This is a genomic window from Streptomyces sp. NPDC048644, assembly GCF_043199105.1.
Taxonomy (GTDB): Bacteria; Actinomycetota; Actinomycetes; order Streptomycetales; family Streptomycetaceae; genus Streptomyces.
Genome location: NZ_JBICVO010000017.1, coordinates 102078 through 124576 on the forward strand (window position 1 = coordinate 102078; position 22499 = coordinate 124576).

General features: G+C 73.7%; 17 protein-coding genes. 11 read left to right on the forward strand and 6 right to left on the reverse strand.

Going from position 1 to position 22499, the window contains the following annotated elements:
• Positions 1 to 40: 40 nt before the first annotated feature.
• The 3 genes from ACGFNI_RS29930 to ACGFNI_RS29940 all read left to right on the forward strand — a co-directional run bounded on the left by ACGFNI_RS29930 (position 41) and on the right by ACGFNI_RS29940 (position 4432).
• Positions 41 to 1243, forward strand: a complete 1203-nt coding sequence (locus ACGFNI_RS29930) for an amidohydrolase (RefSeq protein ID WP_393687902.1) — start codon at positions 41 to 43, stop codon at positions 1241 to 1243.
• A gap of 340 nt (positions 1244 to 1583) precedes the next feature.
• Entirely contained in the window at positions 1584 to 2789 is a 1206-nt protein-coding gene (dhbC, locus tag ACGFNI_RS29935; protein WP_393687904.1) for an isochorismate synthase DhbC, read from the forward strand.
• Positions 2786 to 4432, forward strand: coding sequence for a (2,3-dihydroxybenzoyl)adenylate synthase (locus ACGFNI_RS29940; protein ID WP_393687906.1), 1647 nt, complete (start codon positions 2786 to 2788; stop codon positions 4430 to 4432). The genes dhbC and ACGFNI_RS29940 overlap by 4 nt, the downstream gene beginning before the upstream one ends.
• A gap of 101 nt (positions 4433 to 4533) precedes the next feature.
• On the opposite strand, the gene ACGFNI_RS29945 is transcribed toward ACGFNI_RS29940, so the two are convergent.
• The 3 genes from ACGFNI_RS29945 to ACGFNI_RS29955 form a co-directional block, all read right to left on the reverse strand.
• Entirely contained in the window at positions 4534 to 5517 is a 984-nt protein-coding gene (locus ACGFNI_RS29945) for an ABC transporter substrate-binding protein (RefSeq protein ID WP_393687908.1), read from the reverse strand.
• A gap of 93 nt (positions 5518 to 5610) precedes the next feature.
• Complete coding sequence (fes, locus tag ACGFNI_RS29950) at positions 5611 to 6924, reverse strand: enterochelin esterase (protein WP_393687910.1); 1314 nt, start codon at positions 6922 to 6924, stop codon at positions 5611 to 5613.
• Positions 6921 to 8069 carry a nucleotide disphospho-sugar-binding domain-containing protein gene (locus ACGFNI_RS29955; RefSeq protein WP_393687912.1) on the reverse strand — a complete coding sequence of 383 codons (1149 nt, stop codon included), beginning with the start codon at positions 8067 to 8069 and terminating at the stop codon, positions 6921 to 6923. The genes fes and ACGFNI_RS29955 overlap by 4 nt, the downstream gene beginning before the upstream one ends.
• Positions 8070 to 8199: 130 nt before the next feature.
• Between ACGFNI_RS29955 and ACGFNI_RS29960 the strand changes: the two genes are divergently transcribed.
• The 8 genes from ACGFNI_RS29960 to ACGFNI_RS29995 all read left to right on the forward strand — a co-directional run bounded on the left by ACGFNI_RS29960 (position 8200) and on the right by ACGFNI_RS29995 (position 18086).
• Positions 8200 to 11862: an ABC transporter ATP-binding protein gene (locus ACGFNI_RS29960; protein ID WP_393687914.1), complete on the forward strand. Its 3663-nt coding sequence runs from the start codon at positions 8200 to 8202 to the stop codon at positions 11860 to 11862.
• Positions 11859 to 12926 carry a glucose-1-phosphate thymidylyltransferase gene (locus ACGFNI_RS29965; RefSeq protein WP_393687916.1) on the forward strand — a complete coding sequence of 356 codons (1068 nt, stop codon included), beginning with the start codon at positions 11859 to 11861 and terminating at the stop codon, positions 12924 to 12926. The genes ACGFNI_RS29960 and ACGFNI_RS29965 overlap by 4 nt, the downstream gene beginning before the upstream one ends.
• A gap of 23 nt (positions 12927 to 12949) precedes the next feature.
• Positions 12950 to 13900 (forward strand): dTDP-glucose 4,6-dehydratase, encoded by a 951-nt coding sequence (gene rfbB, locus ACGFNI_RS29970; RefSeq protein ID WP_393687918.1) that lies wholly within the window; start codon positions 12950 to 12952, stop codon positions 13898 to 13900.
• On the forward strand, positions 13897 to 14841 hold the full coding sequence (gene rfbD / locus ACGFNI_RS29975) for a dTDP-4-dehydrorhamnose reductase (RefSeq protein WP_393688033.1): 945 nt from the start codon (positions 13897 to 13899) through the stop codon (positions 14839 to 14841). Before rfbB ends, rfbD begins: the two co-directional genes overlap by 4 nt.
• Positions 14829 to 15437 (forward strand): dTDP-4-dehydrorhamnose 3,5-epimerase family protein, encoded by a 609-nt coding sequence (locus tag ACGFNI_RS29980; protein ID WP_393687920.1) that lies wholly within the window; start codon positions 14829 to 14831, stop codon positions 15435 to 15437. Before rfbD ends, ACGFNI_RS29980 begins: the two co-directional genes overlap by 13 nt.
• Positions 15434 to 16483 carry a FecCD family ABC transporter permease gene (locus ACGFNI_RS29985; protein WP_393687922.1) on the forward strand — a complete coding sequence of 350 codons (1050 nt, stop codon included), beginning with the start codon at positions 15434 to 15436 and terminating at the stop codon, positions 16481 to 16483. The genes ACGFNI_RS29980 and ACGFNI_RS29985 overlap by 4 nt, the downstream gene beginning before the upstream one ends.
• Positions 16480 to 17538, forward strand: coding sequence for a FecCD family ABC transporter permease (locus ACGFNI_RS29990; protein WP_393687924.1), 1059 nt, complete (start codon positions 16480 to 16482; stop codon positions 17536 to 17538). The genes ACGFNI_RS29985 and ACGFNI_RS29990 overlap by 4 nt, the downstream gene beginning before the upstream one ends.
• A 197-nt stretch (positions 17539 to 17735) precedes the next feature.
• Positions 17736 to 18086: a DUF4333 domain-containing protein gene (locus ACGFNI_RS29995; protein WP_393687926.1), complete on the forward strand. Its 351-nt coding sequence runs from the start codon at positions 17736 to 17738 to the stop codon at positions 18084 to 18086.
• 76 nt (positions 18087 to 18162) lie between these two features.
• Here the strand turns inward: ACGFNI_RS29995 and ACGFNI_RS30000 are convergent, their stop codons facing one another.
• Genes ACGFNI_RS30000 through ACGFNI_RS30010 form a run of 3 tightly spaced genes read right to left on the reverse strand, consistent with a single transcriptional unit; the run spans position 18163 to position 22498 of the window.
• The gene (locus tag ACGFNI_RS30000) at positions 18163 to 18348 is read right to left on the reverse strand and encodes an MbtH family NRPS accessory protein (RefSeq protein WP_393687928.1); all 186 of its coding nucleotides are present in this window, start codon (positions 18346 to 18348) and stop codon (positions 18163 to 18165) included.
• A complete protein-coding gene (locus ACGFNI_RS30005; RefSeq protein ID WP_393687930.1) occupies positions 18345 to 22271 on the reverse strand; it encodes an amino acid adenylation domain-containing protein in 3927 nt (1308 codons plus the stop codon). Before ACGFNI_RS30005 ends, ACGFNI_RS30000 begins: the two co-directional genes overlap by 4 nt.
• Complete coding sequence (locus tag ACGFNI_RS30010) at positions 22268 to 22498, reverse strand: phosphopantetheine-binding protein (protein WP_393687932.1); 231 nt, start codon at positions 22496 to 22498, stop codon at positions 22268 to 22270. Before ACGFNI_RS30010 ends, ACGFNI_RS30005 begins: the two co-directional genes overlap by 4 nt.
• Position 22499 lies beyond the last annotated feature (1 nt).

Sequence of the window (22499 nt, forward strand, 5' to 3'; positions counted from 1 at the left end):
CCGCACACCCCGCACACACCACAGAAAACAGGAGGCCCGAATGAGCACCGGGGCACCGCACGGCACCGGAACCGACGACGCGCGGCGCGCAGTGGCCGCTGCGGTCCGCGACTGGCGCGACCGGCTGCTGGCGCTGAGCCACAGCCTGCACGACGAGCCCGAGACGGCGCTCGCCGAACACCGCTCGGCCGCGAAGATCGCGGACCTCCTGGCGGACGCGGGGTTCACGGTCACCCGGGACGTCGCGGGACTGCCCACCGCCCTGGTGGCGGCGCGGGGTTCGGGCGACCTGGTGGTCGCGTTCTGCGCCGAGTACGACGCCCTGCCGGACATCGGCCACGCCTGCGGGCACAACGTCAACGGCGCAGCGGCGGTCGGCGCGGCCATCGGCCTGGCCGCCGTCGCGGACGAACTGGGCCTGACCGTCAAGCTCATCGGCACCCCGGCCGAGGAGGACATCGGCGGCAAGGTGCTCCTCCTGGAGGCCGGGGTCTTCGACGACGTCGCCGCGGCGATGATGGTGCACGCTGCGCCGGACGACACCGTGGGCGCCTCGTCGCTGGCCATCGGCGCCTGGGACATCACCTACCGGGGGACACCGGCACACGCGGCGGTCGCCCCCTGGGAAGGCGTCAACGCCCTGGACGCGATGACCCTCGCGCACACCGCGCTCGGACTGCTGCGCCAGCAACTGCCGCCCGGCGCCGTGGTGCACGGCGTCGTCACCGACGGCGGCCAGGCCGTGAACGTCATACCGGCGCGCACCGGCGCCCGCTACGAGGTCAGGGCCCCGACGCTGGAGGAGCTGGCCCGGGTGCGGCAGAAGGCGCGGGCCTGTTTCGAGGCGGGCGCGCTCGCCACCGGAGCCGAGCTGGAACTGCGGGTGCGCGGCCGGGACTTCGCCGAGCTGTGCCAGGAACCGTACCTGACGGACGCGTACGTCAGGGCGGCCGGCACCCTGGGCCGGTCGGTGGCCTCGCGGCAGGGGGAGACGCTGGCCTCGACGGACATGGGCAACGTCTCGCGGCTGCTGCCGGCGATCCACCCCACGATCGGCTACGACACCGGCGGCGCCAAGCAGCACACCCCCGGGTTCGCCGCGTACGGGAAGAGTCCGGGCGCCGACCTGGCGGTGCTCGACGGCGCCACCGCGCTGGCCCTGACCGGCGCCGAGCTGGCCGGGTCCGCGGCCCAGCGGCGCCGCCTCATCGAGGGGGTGGCCGCCCGGCGGGCGCGCCCCTGACGCCGCCACGCGCTGCGGTGACACCGCAGGCCCGATGCGCACGGACCGGCCGCGGTGTCACCAACACCCCCCATTTCCCCAGGAGTTGATGAACCGGTACCCGAGAGGACGGCGATTGACCTGCCCTTGATCCGCCATTTGCGATTAGGTTAGGCTAACCTAATTCTTCTGGCGGGTTTTGTTCGGTCCGATCCGGGCCCGGCGGGGCCGCCGGCCCGTGCGCGCACCTCGGCATGCCCGTAGCCGAGGGGCGGCACGGTCCGGCGGCTCGCTGCGTCCCGCTGCCGTCACTCGTCCAAGCCGGTTCCCCTGGCGGGAACTTCGCAGAAAAGGAGCCCCCGTGCCGACCGCACCCCACGTCGCCCCGCACATCCCGCCGACCGGTCCGGCGCACCCCGCCGTGGGAGCCGCCACCGGACTCCTGGACGCCTACGCGCCGGGCGACCGCTTCCTGGCCACCCCCACCCGCACCCTCCTGGCCCGCGGAGTGCACCGCGAAATATCCCATGACGAGAGACCGTTGCCCCAGCGGGTGGCGGACTCGCTGGAAGCGGCGCGCGCCGCCGGGTGCAGCGAACCGGTCGCCATCGGGGCCACCCCCTTCGACCACACCGCCCCCGCGGCCCTCGTGATAGCCGACGAGATGCGCAGCGGACCGCCGCTCTCCGCCGACCCGCTCATCGCGCTCCCCGCCGACGCGCCGTCCGGCACCGACTGGCGGATCCGCCCGCGCCCCGCGCCCGAGACGTACGGCGCCGGCGTCGCCTCCGCCGTCGAGCGCATGTGGCGCGGCGAGTTCAGCAAGGTCGTGCTGGCCCGCACCCTGGAACTGAGCGCACCCGAACCGCTCGACATCCCCGCGATGCTCCAGCGGCTGGCCCGCCGCGACCCGTCCGGCCACACCTTCGCCCTGCCCACGGCGCCGGGACGCACCCTCATCGGGGCCAGCCCCGAACTCCTCGTCTCCCGGCACGGCAACCGCGTCGTCGCCAACCCGCTGGCCGGCTCCGCGCCGCGCAGCGCCGACCTCGCCGAGGACGTACGCCGCGCCGCCGCGCTGCTCCAGTCGGCCAAGGACCTGCACGAACACGCGGTCGTGGTGGACGCGGTGCAGCAGGCGCTGGCCCCGTACTGCACGACGATGCAGGTGCCCGCCCGCCCCACGCTGATCCGCACCGCCGCCATGTGGCACCTGTCGACCACCGTCCAGGGCACCCTCGCCGCGCCGGACGCCTCCGCGCTGGAACTGGCCTGCGCGCTGCACCCCACCCCCGCGGTCTGCGGCACCCCCACCCAGACCGCACGTCAGGTCATCGGTGAGACCGAGCCGTTCGACCGCGGCTTCTTCACCGGCATGGTGGGCTGGGGCGACGCCCGCGGCGACGGCGAGTGGGTGGTGACGATCCGCTGCGCGGAAGCCGAGGAGAAGGCGCTGCGGCTGTACGCAGGCGCCGGCATCGTGGCCGCTTCGGAGCCCGCGGCGGAAATCGACGAGACGGCCGCGAAGTTCCGCACCTTCCTGCACGCGGTGGGAGCCGAGCTGTGAGCCACACCCCCACCCCGTCGTGGCCCGCCGCATACGCCGAGCGGTACCGCGCCGCCGGCTGGTGGCGCGGCGAGACCTTCGGGCAGATGCTGCGCGAGCGCGCCGCCGCCCACCCGGACCGCACAGCGCTCGTCGACCCGGCCGCCGGATCCCGCTGGACCTACGCCGAGCTGGACGAACGGGCCGACCGGCTCGCGGCCGGCTTCGTCGCGCGCGGCATCGCCCCCGGCGACCGCGTCGTGGTCCAACTCCCCAACACCGCCGAGTTCTTCGAGGTCGTCTTCGCCCTCTTCCGGATCGGCGCACTCCCGGTCTTCGCGCTGCCCGCGCACCGCGAGACCGAGATCACCTACTTCTGCGCCTTCACCGAGGCCGCCGCCTACGTCATCCCCGCCGAGCACGGTGGATACGACTACCGCGAACTGGCCGCGAAGGTCCGTGCCGAAGTCCCCGGCCTCGGCGCGGTGTTCGTGACCGGCGGCGACCCCGGCCCCTTCGAAGCGCTGGCCGACGTGCCCCGCGACCCGGTGCCGCTCCCCGGGCCCGCCCCGCACGACCTGGCGTTCCTCCAGCTCTCCGGCGGCAGCACGGGCATCCCCAAGCTGATCCCGCGCACCCACGACGACTACCTGTACTCGGTGCGCGGCTCCAACCAGCTCTGCGGCGTCGACGCACACAGCGTCTACCTCTGCGTGCTGCCCGCCGCGCACAACTTCCCGCTGTCATCGCCCGGCACGCTCGGCGCGCTGTACGCGGGCGCCCGCGTGGTGCTCTGCCCGCAGCCAAGCCCCGACGTCGCCTTCCCGCTCATCGAGCAGGAGGGTGTCACCCTCACCGGCGTGGTGCCGCCGCTGGCGCTGGTGTGGACGGAGGCCGCGCCGTCGACGACGTACGACCTCAGCAGCCTCGACGTCCTGCTGGTGGGCGGCGCGAAGTTCAGTGAGGAAGCGGCGCGGCGGGTGCGCCCGGCGCTCGGCTGCACCCTGCAGCAGGTCTTCGGGATGGCCGAGGGCCTGGTCAACTACACGCGCCTGGACGACCCCGAGGAGACCATCGTCACCACCCAGGGGCGCCCCATCTCGCCGGACGACGAGATCCGGGTCGTCGACGACGAGGACAACGACGTGCCGCCCGGCGCGCCCGGCCATCTGCTGACCCGCGGCCCGTACACCATCCGCGGCTACTGGCGGGCGCCCGAGCACAACGCCACCGCCTTCACCGCCGACGGCTTCTACCGCACCGGCGACATCGTCCGGCTGACCCCGACCGGCCACCTGGTGGTGGCGGGGCGGGCCAAGGACCAGATCAACCGCGGCGGCGAGAAGATCGCGGCCGAGGAGGTCGAGAACCATCTGCTCGCCCACCCGGCCGTGCACGACGCCAACCTCGTCGCGGAGGCCGACCCCTACCTCGGCGAGCGCACCCGCGCCTACGTCATCCTGCGCGCCGGCGCCGAGCCGTTGAAGCCGGCCGCGCTCAAGGCGTTCATCCGCGGCCGTGGCCTGGCCGCGTACAAGGTGCCCGACCGGGTCGAGTTCGTCGAGGAGTTCCCGCAGACCGCCATCGGAAAGATCTCCAAGAAGGACCTGCGGGCCGCGGCCGTCCGCGGGACGCAGGAGGCGGGGGCGCAGGCGGGGGACTGACGGGACCGGTTCGACGCAAGGGGCCCCGCGCATCTCGCGCGGGGCCCCTTCGTGCACCCGGCCGGGCCGCGCGGTGAGGGCGGCGGCCCGGCCGGACGGTGTTACTTCGCCATGGCCGACTTGATGTCGTCGAGCACCTTCTGTGCGGCGATCGGGCCGCCGGAGCTGTTCCAGGCGGCGCCTTCGACGACCACCACGTGGTGGTCCTTCTCGGCCTTCAGCTTGCCGAAGTTGGGTACCTTGCGGGCCTCCTGGTACGCCTGCTCGCCGGACGCCTTGTCGCCGAGGGCGCCGAAGAACAGCCAGTCGCCGTCGATCGTGGCGAGCTTCTCCAGGCTGACCGGCTCGCTGTGCCCGACGCTCTCGCCCTGCTGGTTCGCGGGCCGTTCGAGGCCGAGCGCGGAGAGGGTGGAGCCGACGTGGCCCTTGCCCTTGCCGACGACCGAGGGGGCGCCGTCCTGCCAGCGGACGACGCTGGTCACCGCGCCGGCGTTGCCCTTGAGGGAGGACTTGGCCGCGGCCACGTCCTGGTCGAAGCGGTCCAGCCACTTCTGGGCGTCCGCCTTCTTGTTGAGGGCGTCGGCGGTGGCCGTGAAGGCCGTCTTCCAGTCCTCGTTGAGCTTGGCGGTGAGCACGGTGGGGGCGATGCCCTGGAGCTTGTCGATGACCCGCTTGGAGCCGACGGTCTCGTCGAGCAGGATCAGGTCGGGCTGGAGCGAGGCCAGCTTCTCCAGGTCGGGCTCGGCGACGCTGGCGACGATCTGGGCCTTGTCCGCCTTCTTGGCGAGGTAGGCCGACACGCCCTTCTGGCCGCGGCCCGCGGTGGCGCCGATCGGCTCCACGCCGAGGGCCAGCGACGCGTCGAGCGTCGGCTCGCTGAGCGTGACGACCTTCTTGGGCGCCGTCGGCACGGTGACCTTCTTGCCGAGCGCGTCGGTCACGCTGCGGGTGGCGGACGACGCGTTCTTCGACGAGCCCTCGTCGCTGCCGCAGCCGGTCAGCACGAGGGCTCCGGCGAGCGCCGTCACGGGCAGCACCACGGCGGCGCGGCGGGCGGGTCTGCGGGAGGGGGAAAGGCGGGACACGGGAGGCTCCTTGAGGTGAGAGGGGAGGGGGAGGGGGAGAGGGGAGGGGGCCGGGTGGTCCGGCCCGGGGGAGGGACGTTTGAGGCCGGTGGGTCAGTGACCGAGGAAGGACACCAGGCCGTCGGCCAGGCCGCCGCGCCAGCAGGCGTAGTCGTGCCCGCCGTTGAACTCGGTGCGGGTGACCGGGTAGCCGCGGCGGCGCAGGACGTCGTGGAGGGCACGGCTGTGGTCGACCATGGCGCCTTCGTGCAGGCCCACGTCCAGGTGGACGCGGATGTCCCGCTTCTCGGCGTCGGCGAAGTGCTGCGCCAGCCACGGTGTGCCGCCGGCCGACTGCTTGGGCACCTGGTGCGGCAGTCCGGGCCGCCACCACAGCGAAGGCGACTGGGCCAGCGCGTTCCCGAACCGTTCAGGACGCAGGAAGCAGGCGTACAGCGCGGCCATGCCGCCCAGGCTCTGGCCCGCGACGACGGTACGGGCGGGGTCGGCGGTCAGCGGCCAGCGTGCCGCGGCCCAGGGCAGCAACTCGTCGGCCAGGAACGCGACATAGGGGTCGCGGGCGCCCAGCTCACGCCACCGGGTCGCGCGGTCCACCGACTCCGGTGCGAGCACGGCGAGCGGCGGGACGGCGCCGTCGGCGATCAGCGCGTCCAGGGTGTGCCGGGTGTCCAGGCCGCCGAACCACATGTCGCCGTCGCACAGCACCAGCACGTCGAGCGCGGCCGTGGCGCCGCCGGGCGGCAGGTAGACCTGGACGGGGCGGTCGGCGCCGAGCGCGGCGCTGGGCAGCGTGTGCCGCTCGACGGTGCCACGCGGCACTCCGGGGCGTGCCTCGCGCCACGGCTGCGCGGGCGCCTGGTCCAGCTCGAACAAGGAGCTACCGGCCTCCTGCCAACGGCCGTTGAGGGACAGGCGGTTGAGCGGGTCGGGCACCGCGTGCGAGGTGAGCGCGCGCAGCCGGTCCTGTACGGCGGCAGGGGGGGCGGGCTGCGGCCCCGTCGAGATGTCGGCGACCATCCGGTACGAGCCCCGGTGGTCGGCGCGCAGCCGGTAGGTGCGGTACCAGATGTCGGTGTCCGGCAGCCGGTCGAGCAGCGATCCTGCGAGGTGGTCGCGGTCCATGAGGCGGTTGGCGAGCAGCAGGACCTGGCGGGTGGCGCGGTGGCCGCGCCACAGGAAGGTGACGGCGCGGTGGCCCGGGTCGCCGTCCAGCGGCTCGACCAGCGGCGTACCGCTCTCCTCGACCGCCGCCCAGAACTCGGCCACCAGGGCGTCGTGTGCGTCGGGTCCTGCCGCCGCGAGACGGTCGGCGAGGCGGGTGAGGCGGGGGCTTTCGGCGGGCCGGGGGAGCGGCCGGGTGCTGTCGGCCGCCGGCCGCGCGGGCGCGCCGGGTGCGGCGCCGCTCATCCGGAGTTCCCGTGGCGGCGGGCCAGCTCGACCAGGCGCGGGACGAGGTCGGCGGGGCTGGGCATGGCGGCCATCTCGGCGGCTGCCGCGCGGGCTTCGGTGCGCAGCCCGTCGTCGGTCAGCAGCCGTTCGACGAGTGCGGGGGTGAGGTCGCCTGTGCCTTCGGGTACCAGTCCGCAGCCGCGGTCGCGGACGGCTGCCGCGTTGGCCGGGCGGTCGGCGCCCTCGCCGAGGACGATCTGCGGCAGTCCGGAGTCCAGCGCGGTCAGGGTGGTGCCGGCGCCGCCGTGGTGGATGACGGCGTCGCTCGCCGCCAGCAGCGCGTTGAGCGGCACCCAGTCCACCGGGCGGATATTGCCGGGCAGCGGGCCGAGGCCGCTGAGGTCGGCGCCGCCCAGCGCGAGGACGAACTCGGCGTCGGTGGCGCGGGCCGCGTCGACCACCCACTGCACGGGCGAGACGCCGTCGACGACCGGGCGCACGGTGCCGAGCGTGACGGCTATCCGCGGGCGTGCGGTCGGCGCGTACAGCCAACCGGGCAGTTCGGCGCCGCCGTTGTACGGCACGTAGCGCTGGAACCAGCGGTCGGGTTCGGTGGTGCGGCTCATGCCGGGCGGGGTGACGTCGAGCCAGGCGGCGACGGGGTTCGGGCCCTTCAGGCCGTGCCGGTCGTAGGCGTCGGCGAGGGCGTTGTTCATCATGCCGACGTGCGCGGAGGTGTGGCCGAAGCCGACGGCGTGCAGGACGGACGGGATGCCGAGCTTCGCGGCGACGAGCTGCCCGACGACGCCGTTGGGGGTGTGCACGACCAGGTCGGGGCGCCAGTGGCCGGCGATCTCCGTCATCCGGTCGGCCATCTCGTCGCTGAAGAAGGAGAAGCCCTGGCCCCGCGCGGGCTTGCCGGGCTCGCCTGGCGACGGCGGCTTCTTGCCGCGGCGGTCCTTCTCCAACTGCGCGTAGAGCGCGTCCGGGTCGATGCCGGGCGCGCAGTCGACGGCGGGCAGGCCGGCCCGTGCGGTGTGTCCCACCGCGGCTCCGCAGGTGGCCACGAGCACGTCGTGGCCGGCCGAGCGGAGCGCCTGGGCCAGCGGAACCATCGGGTAGAGCAGCCCGAAGAAGGGCGGCCCGGCGAACAGGACACGCATAGTTCCCCATCTCTGATGTGCCGTCAAAAGTCATTCGCGGCCTGAGGGTGGCCGGGATTTCGCCCGTCTCGTCCGACGGAATCGGGTCGCCCCGGAACAATCACTACTTAGCTTAGCCTAAGCTAAGTTCGTGCTTACCGGATCAGCAACGCCACCCGGCTGGATACGCAGGCTCGCCGCCGCCTGCCGCCGCCACCCCCTGCTCCTGACCGCCGTCCTCCTCAGCTCCGTCTTCGGCACCGGGCTCGAAGCCTTCGGACCGCTGCTCGCCGGCCTCGCGGTGAACGACGCCGTCCAAGGCCACACCGACCGCATCGGCCCGCTCGTCGCCCTGCTCGCCGCCCTCGCCCTCGTCCAGTTCGGGGCCGAGTTCACCCGCAGGTTCGCCGCCGGCAAACTCGCCCTCGCCGTCCAGCACCGGCTGCGCACCCAGGTCTTCGGCGCGGTGCAGCAGTACGACGGTGTCCAGCAGGACGCCCTGCGCACCGGCCAGGTCGTCTCCCGCGCCAACAGCGACCTGCAACAGGTCCAGGTCCTGCTCGGCATGCTCCCCATCCCGATCGGCGTCGGTGCCCTCTTCCTGGTCTCGGCCTGCGCCATGCTCTGGCTTTCCGCGCCGCTGACCCTGGTCGCACTGACCGTCGTCCCCACCCTCGCGTTCACCGCGGCCCGCAGCCGCACCCGCCTGGTTCCGGCCACCCGCGGCGCGCAGGCGCAGGCCGCCGCACTCGCCGAACACGTCGAAGAGACCGTCACCGGCGTCCGCGTCGTCAAGGGATTCGGCCAGGAGGAGCGCGAGACGGACCGGCTCACCGCCGCCGCCCGCCGCCTCTTCGCCCACCGCATCACCGTCTCCCGCCTCCAGGCCACCGCCACCGCGACGATGGCCGCGCTGCCCGCCGCGGGACAGGTCGGCATCCTCGCGTTCGGCGGCTGGCTCGCGCTGCGCGGCAGCATCGACGTCGGCACCTTCCTCGCCTTCGCCGGCTACCTGACGCTGCTGGCAGGCCCCGCCAGGCTGCTCGCCAACTTCACCGTCACCGCCCAGCAGGCCCGCGCCGCCGCCGAACGCGTCAACGAACTCATCGACGCCAGGCCCGACGTCACCGACGCACCCGACGCGCTGCCGGTGCCGGACGGGCCGCTGGAGATCGAACTGCGCGACGTGACGTTCGGCTACACCCCCAGCGACCCCGTCCTGCGCGAGCTGTCCCTGACCGTGCGGGCCGGCGAGACCCTCGCCGTCGTCGGACCGCCAGGATCCGGCAAATCCACCGTCTCGCTGCTGCTCAGCCGCTTCTACGACCCCCAGTCAGGCAGCGTCCGCCTCGGCAGACCCGGGGAGGCCACCGACCTCACCGGTCTTCAACTCGCCTCGCTGCGCTCCGCCGTCGGCACCCTCTTCGAGGACCCGTTCCTCTTCTCCTGCTCGATCCGCGACAACATCGCCTACGGCCGCCCCGACGCCACCGACGACGAGGTACGCGCCGCCGCCGAAGCCGCCGGGGCCCACGCCTTCATCAGCGAACTGCGCGACGGCTACGCCACCGAGACCGGCGAGCGCGGCCTCGCACTCTCCGGCGGACAGCGCCAGCGCATCGCCCTCGCCCGCGCCCTGCTGTCCGCCCCGCGCGTCCTGGTGCTCGACGACGCCACATCCGCCGTCGACCCGGCCACCGAAGCCGCCGTCCAGGCCACCCTGGCCGCCGTCGCCGAAGACCGCACCACCGTCCTGATCGCCCACCGCCGCGCCACCCTCGCCCTCGCCGACCGCATCGCCGTACTCGACGCCGGACGCCTCGTCGACTGCGGAACCCAGGACGAACTCACCGCCCGCTGCGCCGTCTTCCGCGAACTGCTGGCCGGCACCGGCGGCTCCGTCGACGAACGCACCCGCACCCGGCAGCACACCGACGAGGGCGTCACCCCCGAACTCTGGCCCGAACAACAGGACCAGGACCCCGCGGGCCTGGCCGGCGCCCCCGACCACGACCCGGACCTCGCCCCCGGCCCGCTGCGCGCCCCCGACCCGCACATCTCGCTGCGCCGGCTGCTGCGCCCGGTACGGCTGCCACTGCTGCTCGGCCTCGCCCTGCTCGCCGTCGACACCGCAGCCGGGGTCGCCCTGCCCCTGCTGGTACGCCGCGGCCTCGACGACGGCGTGAGCGCCCACGACGGCACCGCACTGACCGTGTCCGCCCTGCTGGCCGCTCTCGCGGTGGCCATCGCCTGGGCCGCCTTCACCCTCCAGGGCCGGATCACCCGACGGGCCGGCGAACGCGTCCTGTTCGGCCTGCGGGTCCGCGCCTTCGCCCAGCTCCAGCGGCTCGGCATGGACTTCTACGAACGCGAACGCGGCGGCGCGATCATGACCCGCATCGTCAACGACATCGACGCGCTCGCCTCCTTCCTCCAGACCGGACTGCTCACCTCCGTCGCCTCGCTCGCCACCGTCACCGGCGCGGTCTGCGCGATGATCGCCGTCCACCCGCCGCTGGCCCTCGCCGCGCTCGCCCTGCTGCCGGTCCTGCTCATCGCCACCGCCGTCTTCTGGCGGCTGTCTTCGGCCGCGTACGACGAGGCACGCCGCCGCATCGGCGAGGTCAACTCCAGCCTCCAGGAGAACGTCAGCGGCCTGCGCACCGCCCAGGCCCAGTCCAACACGGCAGGCTCGGCACAGGACTTCGACAAGCTCTCCGACGCCTACCGCGCCAGCCGGCTGCGCGCCCAGCGCTACGCCTCCGTCTACTTCCCCGCCGTCAACCTCTGCGCCGAACTCTCCCGTGCCCTGGTCCTGCTGGTGGGCGCGGGCCAGGTCGCATCCGGTGACCTGAGCCCCGGCGTACTGGTCGCCTTCATGCTCTACCTCGGGATGTTCTTCGCCCCCGTCCAGCAGCTGTCCATGGCGTTCGACAGCTACCAGCAGGCATCCGTCGGCCTGCGCCGCACCGTCGAACTGCTCCGCATCCCGTCCACCGTCGCCGAACCCGACGAACCCGCGCCGCTGCCCGGCCGGCTGACCGGCGAGGTCGTCCTGCACGACGTCACCCACACCTACCCGGGCGCCGACCGGCCCTCGCTCCACCCCACCGGGCTGCGCGTGGCGCCCGGCGAGACCGTCGCCCTGGTCGGCGCGACCGGCGCGGGCAAGTCGACGGTGATCAAACTGCTGGCACGGTTCCACGACCCCGGCACCGGACACATCACCGTCGACGGCACCGACATCCGCCGCTGGCCCGCCGCCGGCTACCGCAGGCTGCTCGGCTACGTCCCGCAGGAAGCCCACCTGTTCACCGGCGACCTCGCCGACAACATCCGCTACGGACGTCCGGACGCCACCGACGCCGAGGTGGAGACCGCGGCCCGCACGGTCGGCGCCCTGGACACCGTCGCCGCCCAGCCCCACGGCTTCCGCCAGCCCGTCGGCGAGCGCGGCCAGTCGCTGTCCGCCGGACAGCGCCAGCTGATCGCCCTCGCCCGCGCCGAACTCGTCGACCCCGGGCTGCTGCTCCTCGACGAGGCCACCGCCTCGCTCGACCCGGCCACCGAAGAGGCCGTCGCCCGCGGCATGGAACGGGCCGCGGGCCGCCGCACCACCGTCGTCGTCGCCCACCGGCTGGCCACCGCCGCCCGCGCCGACCGCATCGTCGTCCTCGACGGCGGACGCATCACCGAAGAGGGCACCCACGAGCAACTGCTCGCCGCCGGCGGCGGCTACGCCGGACTGTGGCAGCACTACACCGCGGGCGCCGCCACCGACGCCCCGCACACAACGGGAGTGAACCAACCGTGAAGGCACTCGTCCTGGCAGGCGGCACCGGCAGCAGACTGCGGCCGATCACCCACACCTCCGCCAAACAGCTCGTCCCCGTCGCCAACAAGCCGGTGCTCTTCTACGGCATCGAATCGCTGGTCGCGGCAGGCATCACCGAGATCGGCATCGTCACGGGCGACACCGCACCCGAGATCGAGGCGGCGGTCGGCGACGGCACCCGCTTCGGCGCCGAGATCAGCTACCTGCCCCAGGAGCGCCCGCTGGGCCTCGCGCACGCCGTGCTCATCGCCCGCGACTGGCTCGGCGACGACGACTTCGTGATGTACCTCGGCGACAACTTCATCGTCGGCGGCATCACCGAACTCGTCGAAGGCTTCCGCGCCGACCGCCCCGACGCCGGGATCCTGCTCACCAAGGTCGCCGACCCCACCGCCTTCGGCGTCGCCGAACTCGACACCGAAGGCCGCGTGACGCGCCTGGAGGAGAAGCCCGCCGCGCCGCGCAGCGACCTGGCACTGGTCGGCGTGTACCTCTTCACCCCCGCCGTGCACGACGCGGTACGGGCCATCGGCCCCTCGGCCCGCGGCGAACTGGAGATCACCGACGCCATCCAGTGGCTCGTCGACCAAGGGCACACCGTCAGCCCCACCGTCATCAGCGGCTATTGGAAGGACACCGGCAACGTCACGGACATGCTGGAGGTCAACCGCTCCGTCCTGGAGGACGTCGACCCCGCCAGGGACGGCACGGTCGACGCGGACAGCGAACTCATCGGCAGGGTACGGGTCGAGGCCGGCGCCCGGGTGATCCGCTCCCGCATCGTCGGCCCCGCCGTCATCGGCCGCGGCAGCGTCGTCACCGACGCCTACGTCGGCCCCTCCACATCGGTGGCCGACGACTGCGTGATCACCAGCAGCGAAGTCGAGTTCTCCATCGTCCTGAGCGGCTCGCACATCGCCCACGCAGGGCGCATCGAGGGCTCACTGATCGGCCGCGGCGTCCGCGTCACCGGCGCCGACCGGGCACCGCGCGCCCACCGCCTCGTACTCGGCGACCACAGCCACGTCCGGCTCACCTCCTGACCTCCCCAAGCGAAAGCCCCCACATGCGCCTTCTCGTCACCGGCGGGGCCGGCTTCATCGGCTCCCACTTCGTCCGCACCCTGCTCGGCCCCGCCCGCACCTCCGCGGTCACCGTGCTCGACGCCCTCACCTACGCGGGCAACATCGCCAACCTCGCCCCCGTACTCGGCCACCCCTGCCTCGACTTCGTGCACGGCGACATCAGGGACCGCGCACTGGTCGACGCGCTGCTGCACCACCACGACGCGGTGGTGCACTTCGCCGCCGAATCCCACGTCGACCGGTCCATCGACTCCGGCACGGAATGCACCTCCACCAACGTCCTGGGCACCCAGACCCTCCTGGAATCCGCCGTCGCCGCCGGCATCCAGCGCTTCGTGCACGTCTCCACCGACGAGGTCTACGGCTCCGTCGCCCACGGCTCCTGGACGGAAACCGAACCACCGGCGCCCAACTCGCCCTACGCCGCCTCCAAGGCGGGCTCCGACCTCCTGGCCCTCGCCTACCACCGCACCCACGGCCTGGACGTCCGCGTCACCCGCTGCTCCAACAACTACGGCCCGTTCCAGCACCCGGAAAAGGTCATCCCGCTGTTCACCACCCGGCTCCTGCAAGGCCGGACCGTCCCGCTCTACGGCGACGGCAGCAACGTCCGCGACTGGCTGCACGTCGACGACCACTGCCGCGCCCTGCGCCTGGTGCTCGACGGCGGACGGCCGGGCGAGATCTACAACATCGGCGGCGGCACCGAACTGACCAACACCGAACTGACCGGCCGGCTGCTCGACGCCTGCGGCGCGTCCTGGGACCGCGTCGAGCACGTCACCGACCGCAAGGGCCACGACCAGCGGTACTCCGTCGACTGGACCAAGATCCGCACCGAGCTTGGCTACCGGCCGCAGCACACCTTCGACGCGGGCCTCGCCGAAACCGTCGACTGGTACCGCACCCACCGGGACTGGTGGCAGCGGTGACCGGCTGGCTGATCACCGGCGCCGACGGCATGCTCGGCAGGGAAGTCACCGCCCTGCTGCGCCGCACCGGGCAGCCCGTCCTGCCGCTCACCCGCGCCGACCTCGACCTCACAAGCCCCGACGCGGTACGTCGCGCCCTGCGCTGCGCCCGGCCCGCCGTCGTCGTCAACTGCGCCGCCTGGACCGACGTCGACGGTGCCGAGAGCGCCGAAGCCGCCGCGCGGGCCGTCAACGGCGACGCGGTCCGCACCCTCGCCCGCGCCTGCGGCGGCGCCCGCGCCCGCCTGCTGCACCTGTCCACCGACTACGTCTTCGCGGGCGACGCCGGCACGCCCTACCCCGAGGACGCGCAGCCCGCACCCCGCACCGCCTACGGCCGCGGCAAACTCGCCGGCGAACAGGCCGTGCGCGCCGAACTCCCGCACCTGGGCACGGTGGTGCGCACCGCCTGGCTGTACGCCGGGCACGGCCGCAACTTCGTGACCACCGCGGCTCGCAAGGCGGCGGCGGGCGAGGGCATGCGGGTCGTCGACGACCAGCACGGACAGCCCACCTGGGCCCGCGACGTCGCCGGCCGGCTGCTCGCCCTGGGCCGCCTGCCCGCCGACCGCGCCGCGGGCGTCTTCCACGCCACGGCCGCGGGCCGCACCACCTGGTTCGGCCTGGCCAGGGAAGTCTTCCGGCTGACCGGAGCCGACGAGGAACTGGTCAGGCCGATGCCCAGCACCGAACTCCAACGGCCCGCACCCAGGCCCGCGTTCAGCGTCCTGGGCCACGCCCGCTGGGAGCAGGCCGGACTCACCCCGCCCCGCCCCTGGCGGACCGCACTGGCCGAAGCCCTCGCCGACCCGTCCCCCGCACCTACCCCGTCCGATTCCGCAACCGATTCCGCGGGCGCCCACCGGCCCGCGTCCGAAAGGGGGGCCCGATGCGCCCGTTGAGCATCGAAGGCGCCTGGGTGCGCACACCCGCCGTCCACCACGACGAGCGGGGCAGCTTCCACGAGTGGCTGCGCGCCGACGAGTTCGGCGACGCCGTCGGCCACCCGCCCAGACCCGCCCAGGCCAACTGCTCCGTCTCCCGCAAGGGCACCGTGCGCGGCATCCACTTCACCGACGTGCCGCCGGGACAGGCCAAATACATCAGCTGCGTGCGCGGCGCGATCCTCGACGTCGTCGTCGACCTGCGCCGCGGCTCGCCCACCTACGGCACCTGGGAGGCGGTACGTCTGGACGCCGCCGAAGGCACCGCCCTGCACCTGGCCGAAGGGCTCGGCCACGGCTTCTGCGCCCTGACCGACGACGCCACCGTCGTCTACCTGTGCTCCACCGGCTACCAGCCGCTGCGCGAACACGCCGTCGACCCCTTCGACGCGGACCTCGCCATCGACTGGCCGCAGGACACCACACCGCTGCTGTCGCCCAAGGACGCCGCCGCACCGTCCCTCCGGGAAGCCGAGCGGCAGGGCATCCTGCCGTCGTACGACGACTGCCTGCGCCTGCGCGGCGCCCTGCCCGGGGCGGAACGCACCGCATGACCACGACGACCGACCTGCCCGGCACCACCGACCGGGACGCGAACCCCACCCGCCGGCGCACCTCGCTGCGCGCCGGCGGGCTGCTCGTCGGAGTGCTGCTGCTGATCGCGGTGGCCGCCGCGAGCCTGGCCATCGGCAGCAAGCAGATCCCGCTGCACGACGTCTGGACGGGCCTGTTCGACCCGTCGGGCACCGAGAACGACGCGATCATCCGCAGGCTGCGGCTGCCCCGCACCCTGATCGGCATCGCGGTGGGCGCCGCACTCGGCGTCGCCGGCGCGGTCATGCAGACGCTGACCCGTAACCCGCTGGCCGACCCCGGGCTGCTGGGCGTGAACGCGGGCGCTTCGGCCGCCGTGGTCACCGCGATCAGCCTGTTCGGGGTGCGGTCCTTCGACATCTACCTGTGGTGCGCGCTGGCCGGCGCGGCGCTCGCCGCCGTCCTGGTCAACATGCTCGGCGGCAGCCGCGCCGCCACCCCGGTCCGGCTCGCGCTGGCAGGTACCGCCGTCAACGCCGCGCTGTTCGGCTACGTCAACGGCCTTCAGATGGTCGACATGAGCGCGCTGGACACCATGCGGCACTGGGCCGTCGGCACCCTCGCGGGACGGGACGCCGGACTGCTGGTCAAGGCGCTGCCGGTGCTGCTGGCCGGGGCGCTGCTCGCGATGCTCGTCGCCCGGCCGCTCGGCGCGCTGTCACTCGGCGACGACTCCGCCAAGGCGCTGGGCGCCAACGTGGCCCGTACCCGGGTGCTGGCCATCGCCGCCATCACCCTGCTGTGCGGCGCCGCGACCGCCGTGTGCGGGCCGATCGGCTTCATCGGCCTGATGATCCCGCACGCCGTACGGGCCTTCACCGGACCCGACCCCCGCTGGATGTTCCCCGCCTGCGCGGTGTACGCACCGGTCCTGATGCTCGCGTCCGACGTGGTCGGCCGGGTCGTGGTACCGCCTTCGGAGATCGAAGTGGGCATCGTCACCGCCTTCTTCGGCGGACTCCTCTTCATCCATCTGGTCAGGCAGCGGAAGGTGGCCCAGCTGTGACCCTGCTCAAAAACGTCACGGTCGCCCGCGACCACGTGCGCACCGGATCGGGCCGCTCGCTCCGCTTCGACCGGCGCACCCTGCTGGTCTGCACGACCCTGGCGCTCCTGGCGGCCGTGGTCACCGTCCTGTCCATCGGCACCGGACGCTACGCGCTCGGTCCCTGGGACGTGCTGCGGACCCTGGCCGGCAACGGGCCGCCGGGCGCCGACTTCATCGTGCTCGACCTGCGGCTGCCGCGGGCGCTCGACGGACTGCTGGTCGGCTTCGCCATGGGGACGGCAGGCGCGGTGTTCCAGTCGCTGTCCCGCAACCCGCTGGGCAGCCCGGACATCATCGGCTTCGGCAACGGCGCGTCGGCCGGTGCGCTGGTCGCCATCATCATCCTGGACGCCGGCGCGCCGCAGACCGCGCTGGGAGCGGTCTGCGGCGGCCTCGCGACGGCCGCGGCGGTCTACCTGCTGGCCTGGAAGCGCGGGGTGCACGGCTACCGGCTCGTCCTGGTCGGCATCGGCGCGTCGGCCGTGCTGGGCGCGGCCACCAGCTTCCTCTACGTCCGTGCGGAGATCGGCAAGGCGGCGCAGGCCGCCACCTGGATGATCGGTTCGCTCAACGGCCGCGGCTGGAGCGACGTGTCCGTCGCCGCCCTGGGACTCGTCGCCCTGGTCCCGGTCGTCGTGCTGTACGCGCGGCGCCTCGCCCTGCTGGAGATGGGCGACGACACGGCCGCCGCACTCGGCATCGCGCCGGAACGCAGCCGGCTCGTGCTGCTGGCCGCCGGAACCGGGCTGACCGCGATGGCGGTGGCCGCGGCCGGGCCCGTCCCGTTCATCGCCCTGGCCGCACCGCAGCTGGCCCGGCGCCTGACCCGCTCGGCAGGACCCAACCTGCTGCCCGCGGCCTGGATGGGGGCGGTGCTGATCGCCGGAGCCGACTGGGCCACGCAGCGGATCTCCGGTTCGGCGATCCTGCCGGTGGGTGTGGTGACCGGCGTGGCCGGCGGCGTGTACCTGGCCTGGCTGCTGCTGCGGGAGCGCAGGTCGGGACGGTTGTAGGAGGCGTACGCCGACGGGCTGCACGGCGGCCCGCCCCCGCCACCTGACGGCGGGCGTCCCGGAACCCTCCCGTCCGTTCCTGCGTCTCCCTCCGTGTTCCCCTGTCCCTCTCGTCCGATCAACCGGGCGAGGGGGACGCAGGGTTGACGGACAGCAGCCGGGAGGTACCGGCCGGAACGGGATGCGAGGAGCACCATATGAAGCGCATTGTCATCGCCCTGGCCGTGGCCGCCGTAGTGGCGGCCGGCGCGGTGAGCGTCTGGTGGAACATGGGGGGCGACGGTTCGGTCGCCACCGCGAGCGGAGCCGGGCACATGGTGCCGCGCGACGAGGTGGAGGAGCACGCCGCGGAGGACTTCGGCCGCCCCTTCTCCGGGGACGCGCCGGACTCGGTGAGCTGCCCGCACGGCCTGCACGCCGAGAAGGGGGACAGCGTGCGGTGCACCGCCGTCTTCGACGGTGCGCGCAAGCCGATGACGGTCGAGGTCTCCGGAGTGGACGGCGACGAGGTGAACCTCAGCTTCGCCCTGCAGAGGAAGAGCGAGTAGCGGGAGCGGAAGACAGGCGGAAGAAGGAGCGCTGCCCGGCCGGCCCCCCGAGACCGGCCGGACAGCGCCCGGTTCCTCAACTGCGGCCGGCCTCCACGAACCGCAGGCACGCGGCGTACGAGGCGGGTCCGTACTCGGCAACCCAGCCGGCCGGTACCGCGACCGGGCACGGCCACAAGGACCGTTCGCCCAGGGCGTTGGCCAGTACCAGATGGGTGGCGGCGTCGGATTCCGTCGGGTCGAAGGGCGAGCTGCGGGTCATCCGTCCAACTCCTCAAGCCTGGCCGCGAGCCGCGCCGCGATCGTGTCCAGATGGGGTGCCTGGGTCATCTGCGGATGCAGGCAGTCGATGTCGTGCAGCTGAAGGGCACCGTCGACGTACGGCTGCCAGGCGTCGGGGGACAGCCAGTCCTCGGCGCGCGGCGCCGCCGCGGTGAAGAACAGCACATCGCCGTCGAAGACGCGGTGGTCGTGCGCCCGCATCAGCCGGGCATTGTTGATCACGATGTCCACGACCGCCGACAGGGTGCGCTCGGAAAGACCCGCCAGGGCACTGCCCTCGCGTTGCAGGGTGGCGAGCACGTCCGCGCGGGTCAGCTCGCCGCCCCGCTCGAACCCCGCCATCCGCAGCAGCGCGGTCAGCGCGTCCGTCTCGTCGGGCACGGCCTGATCGCGCCACTGGTCCGACGGATAGGCGTCCAGCAGGGCCAGCAACTCGACGCGGGCGCCCGCCTCCTGGAGGAGTACCGCGACGGTGTGCGCGAGCACCCCGCCGACCGACCAGCCGAGCAGCCGGTAGGGTCCTTCCGGCTGCACCCGGCGGATCTGCGCGACGTAGTCGGCGGCCATCTCCTCCATCGTCGCGGGCAGTTCCTCGTCACGGGCGAGACCGCGGGCCTGAAGGCCGTGGACCGGCTGGCGCGGCCCGAGCCGGGCGAGCAGACCGGAGTAGCACCAGCTGATGCCGCCCGCCGGATGCAGCACGAACAGCGGGGTGCGGTCCCCGTGGGCGCGCAGCGGCAGCAGCACCCCCAGGGCGTCGTCCACGCCGCCGTCGCCTGCCCCCAGCGCGGTGGCGAGCGCGGCGGGTGTCGGCGCCCGGAACACGGTGCCGATGGTCAGCTCCGTGCCCAGCGCCGCCCGCACCCGGGTGACCAGCCGCGCCGCGAGCAGCGAGGTGCCGCCCAGGTCGAAGAACGCGTCGTCCACACCGACCGACGGCAGGCCGAGCACGTCGGCGAACAGCCGCGCCAGGGTCTCTTCCTGATGGCTGCGCGGCGCCCGCCCGCCGCCCGCCGCACTCTCCGGCGCGGGCAGCGCGGCACGGTCCAGCTTGCCGTTCGGGCTGAGCGGGAAACCGTCGACGACCACGAAGGCGCCTGGCACCATGTGGTCGGGCAGCGCGGCGGCCAGCCGGCGGCGCAGCGCATCGGGGTCGGGGTCCTGGCCGTCAGCCGCCGTCACGTAGCCGACCAGCCGCTGATCGCCAGGACGGTCCTCGCGGACCAGCGCGCAGGCGGCGGACACCGCAGGGTCGGCGGCCAACGCGGCCTCGATCTCGCCGAGTTCGATGCGCAGCCCCCGCAGCTTGACCTGGTGGTCGGTGCGCCCCAGGTAGGTGACCTCGCCGTCCGCCGTCCACCGGGCCAGGTCGCCCGTGCGGTACATCCGGGTGCCGGGCGGGCCGTACGGGTCGGCCACGAAGCGGGTCGCGGTGAGTGCGGGGCGGCCGAGGTAGCCGGTGGCGAGCTGGTCGCCCGCGAGGTACAGCTCACCGGCGATGCCGGGCGGGCACGGCGCGAGTGCCGCGTCCAGGACGTACAGCCGGGTGTTCCACACCGGCCGCCCGATCGGCACCGGACCCCGGTCGCCCGGCCGGCAGGCGTGGTACGTCACGTCGACGGCCGCCTCGGTCGGCCCGTAGAGGTTGTGCAGCGGCACGCCGGGCAGCACCCGGGCGAACTCCTGCGCCGTCTCGCGGGCCAGCGCCTCGCCGCTGCAGAAGACCCGCCGCAGCCCGGTGCACCCGGCGGCGTCCGGCTCGGTGAGGAACACCTGGAGCATCGACGGCACGAAGTGGCAGGTGGTGACGGCCTGTTCGCGGATGAGGCGGGCCAGGTACGCCGGGTCCTTGTGGCCGCCGGGCGCGGCGAGCACCAGGGTGGCGCCCTCCCGCAGCGGCCAGAAGAACTCCCAGACAGACACGTCGAACCCGGAGGGCGTCTTCTGGAGCACCCGGTCACCGGCGCCCAGTTGGTAGGTGTCCTGCATCCAGCGCAGCCGGTTGTCGATCGCGGAGTGCGGGACCACGACACCCTTGGGCTTGCCGGTCGACCCCGAGGTGTAGATGACGTACGCCGGGTGCTGCGGCGTCAGCGCGCGCGGCGGGGTGAGGTCCGGGTGGCCCGACAGGTCGAGCCCTTCGATGACGACCTGCGGCAGGCCGGTGTCCGGCAGCCGTCCGGGCACGTCGGTCACCGCGCAGACCGGCGCCGCGTCCTCGGTCATGTACCGCAGCCGCTGTGCCGGGTAGTCCGGGTCCAGCGGCAGATAGGCACCGCCCGCCTTGAGGACGGCCAGCAGCGCGACGACCAGATCGGCCGAGCGGGGCAGGGCGAGCGCGACGACCGATCCGGGGCCGACACCCTGGCCGACCAGATGCCGGGCGAGCCGGCCCGCGCGCCCGTCGAGCTGCCGGTAGCTGAGGGTCAGGCCGCCGTCCACCAGCGCGGGCGCGTCCGGGGTGCGGGCCGCCTGCGCCTCGATGGGGCCGATGAGCGTGGTCGGCGGCAGCGGGCGTGCGGTGCGGTTGAACTCCTCGACGACCGTGGTGTGTTCGGCTGCGGTCGGCAGCGCGTGGGCCGCGAGGGGACGGTGCGGGTCGCCGTCCGTGACCCGGCCCAGCAGCTCCAGGAACCGCTCCTGGTGGGCGGCGAGTTCCGCCTGCCCGTACAGCGCCGGGTTGCCGTCGTGGTCGATGCGGAGACCGGCGCCGTCACCCCGGTCGTAGACGTTGACGGTCAGGTCTTCGACCGGTCCCGCGGAGAGGTTGTGCGCCTCGGACGGCGCGCCGGCGAAGTCGGGCCCGTAGTCGAAGGGCATGACGTTGACCAGCGGGCCGACCAGCGCCCTGCCCTCGCCGAGCAGGCCCAGGTCACGGCGGATGTCCTCGTAGCGGTAGCGCTGGTGACGGCGGGCCGCGCGGACGCCGAGGACGACCTGCCGGGTCAGCTCGGCGAAGGTCGTCGCGGGGGTGACGTGCAGCCGCAGCGGCACGACGTTCATGACCATGCCGGGGATGCGCAGCGCCGCTGAGCCCATCCGGCCCATCATCGGCACGCCGAGCACGACGCCGGCGCTGCCGGTCGCGCGCGAGACGTACAACGCCTGGGCGGCCATGAGGACTTCGGGCCAGGTGGCGCGGATCTCGTCGGCCAGCTTCTCGATCCTGCCGGTGAGCCCGGTGTCGATCCTGGCGGTCTGCCGCAGGAAGGTCCGCTGCGGCAGCGCGGTGCGTCCGGCGAGGCCCGGCACGTCGGGGCGGTCGGCGAAGGTGTCACGCCAGTGGGCGCGGTCGGCCTCGCGCGCGTCGGACGCGCGGTAGGCGGCGTCATCGGCGACGAGGTCACCGAGCCTGCCGAACGGGCTGGGCCCTGGCGTGTCACCGGCGGCGAGCGCGCGGTAGACCTCGGCGGCACGACGGGCCACCAGGGCGTAGCCGAAGCCGTCGAGCACGATGTGGTGGACGCGCTGGTACCAGAGCCAGTGGTCGTCGCCGACCTGGAAGAGGGCGTGCCGGAACAGCGGCCCGGCGGCGAGGTCGAAGGGGCGCGCGAGATCGTCCCGCATCCAGGACCCGGCGACCGCCGACGGATCACCCTGGTCGCGCAGATCGGCCGCGTACAGCGGGAAGCCGTGCCCCGGCGGCTCGATGTCGATGGCGAACTGCCGTGGCCCGTCCGGGGTTTCCTCGATGCGCACGCGCAGCGCGTCCGTCTCGCCGACGGTGCGGTGCAGCGCCTCGGCGAAGAGCACCGGGTCGAGCGGTCCGCGGATCTCCAGACACTCCGCGGTGTTCTGCGCGGGGCTGTCGGGGTCGAGGTGCTGCGCGTACCACATACCGGCCTGCGCGGCGGTCAGCGGCAGGCTCCGTACCTCGGGTGGGGCGGCCGGGGCCGTGGTCACGAGGTGACCCCCAGGACGGCCGCCCAGGTCTCGATCGACGGGTGTTCGGCGAGGTCGACGAAGGCCGTCTCGACGCCGTGTTCGCGGCGCCAGCGGCCGATGAGGGTCATGATGCGGATCGAATCGAGGCCCAGGTCCACGAGGTTCTCGTCGTCGGGGACGTCGGCCGGGTCCTCGCCGAGCGTGTCGGCGACGTCCTCGCGTATCTGCTGGAGTGTCAGCGCCATG